The sequence below is a fragment of the Streptomyces sp. BR123 genome (assembly GCF_013401435.1).
Lineage (GTDB): Bacteria > Actinomycetota > Actinomycetes > Streptomycetales > Streptomycetaceae > Streptomyces.
Window position 1 is genome coordinate 1 of the sequence record NZ_JACBGN010000560.1, and the last position, 1,846, is coordinate 1,846.

Here is a 1,846-nt window from a genome sequence, read left to right on the forward strand (position 1 = left end):
GGGGCGGAGCGGGAGGAGAAGGACTGCGCGGGGTGAAGGCGTGACGGGGGTTCAGGAGCGGGCGCCGCGGGCGAGGGAGTTCAGCACGTCGCAGGCGAGGTTGCGGGCGAGGGGGACCTTGAAGGTGTTGTCGCGCAGCGGCTCCGCCCGGTCGAGCTCGGCCTCGACGGCCTCCCGAACGGCGCTCTCGGTCGGGACGGCGCCCCGCAGCCGCTCCTCCGCGGCCTCGGCGCGCCAGGGCCGGTGGGCGAGCCCGCCGAAGGCGAGCGCGACATGGCGCACGCGTCCTTCGGCGACGTCGAGCACCGCGGCGACGGAGGCGAGCGCGAAGGCGTACGAGGCGCGGTCGCGGGCCTTTCGGTAGCGGGAGGGAAGGCCGGCGCGCTCCGGCGGGAGCGTGACCGCAGTGACGATCTCGCCGGGCTCCACGACGGTGTCCACGTCCGGGCGGTCGCCCGGCAGCCGGTGGAACGCGGCAGCGGCTACGGTCCGGGCGCCGTCCGGGCCCTGGAGCTCGACGGCCGCGTCGAGCGCGGAGAGGGCCACGGCCATGTCGGAAGGGTGGGTGGCGATGCACTGCGCGGAGTGGCCGAGGACGGCGTGGCCGCGGTGGACCCCGTCACGGGCGCCGCAGCCGCTGCCGGGATCCCGTTTGTTGCAGGGCTTGGAGACGTCCTGGAAGTAGGGGCAGCGGGTGCGCTGGAGCAGGTTGCCGCCGGTGGTGGCGACGTTGCGCAGCTGGGCCGACGCTCCGGCCAGCAGGGCCTGCGACAGGGCGGGGTAGCGGGTGCGGACGAGAGGGTGGACGGCGAGGTCGCTGTTGCGGACTCCGGAGCCGATCCGCAGGCCGCCGTCCGCGGTCTCCTCGACGGAACGGAGCGGCAGCCCGGTGAGGTCGACGAGGGTGTCGGGGGCTTCGACACCGAGCTTCATGAGGTCGACGAGGTTGGTGCCGCCTCCGAGGTAGCGGGAGCCGGGCCTGGCGCCGTGGGCGGCGATGGCCTCGGGGAGGCCGGTGGCGCGCACGTAGGCGAACGGCTTCATGCGACCCCCCGCCCGCCGTGGCGGGCCGCCACGACGTCCCGGACGGCATCCACGATGCGGGGGTACGCGCCGCAGCGGCACAGGTTGCCGCTCATGCCCTCGGCGATCCCGGCGCGGCCGAGATCCGTGCCGTCGGGGTCGGCGGCGGCCTCGTCGAGCAGGCCGGCGGCGGAGCAGAGCTGGCCGGGTGTGCAGTAGCCGCACTGGAAGGCGTCCCGTGCCAGGAAGGCCTCCTGCAAGGGGTGGAGCCCCCGCGCGTCGTCGCCCAGTCCTTCCACGGTGGTGACCTCCGCGCCGTCGTGGGCGACTGCGAACAGCAGGCAGGCGTGGGCGCGCCGCCCGTCGACCAGGACGGTGCAGGCGCCGCACTGGCCGTGGTCACAGCCCTTCTTGGCGCCGGTCAGGCCGAGGTGCTCCCGCAGCAGGTCGAGGAGGGTGACCCGGTGGTCCACGTCGAGCTCGTACCGCTCGCCGTTCACGTGCAGCCCGACGCGGGAGCACGTCTCCTGGGTGTGATGTGCCACTACGGCCCCTTTGTCACTGAATGTCGATGTACCCCACTCCGCATAACCGGTCGGCGCGGATTTCACACCTCATGCGTGGGGCAGGCGGGTACGCCGGCGCCGGTGGCCCGAAGGGGGCGGGGGTCTCGGCGGAGAACGCGGTGGGGAACTCGGCCGGTCCACGTGAACACCGGCAGGCCCGCGCTGCGCACGTGCTCCGGGAGGCTGCCGGAGCGGCAGGACCGGCGCCCGCGCTCGTCCCGCCCGGCCCGGATGCGGGGGCGGTGGCTGTGGGGCGG

General features: G+C 75.0%; 2 protein-coding genes. Both read right to left on the reverse strand.

The window, feature by feature from the left end; all coding sequences use genetic code 11:
- Positions 1-51: 51 nt before the first annotated feature.
- A complete protein-coding gene (locus HYE82_RS36230; protein ID WP_179178468.1) occupies positions 52-1,044 on the reverse strand; it encodes a xanthine dehydrogenase family protein subunit M in 993 nt (330 codons plus the stop codon).
- Positions 1,041-1,568, reverse strand: coding sequence for a (2Fe-2S)-binding protein (locus HYE82_RS36235; protein ID WP_179178469.1), 528 nt, complete (start codon positions 1,566-1,568; stop codon positions 1,041-1,043). The genes HYE82_RS36230 and HYE82_RS36235 overlap by 4 nt, the downstream gene beginning before the upstream one ends.
- Between the last annotated feature and the right edge of the window lie 278 nt (positions 1,569-1,846).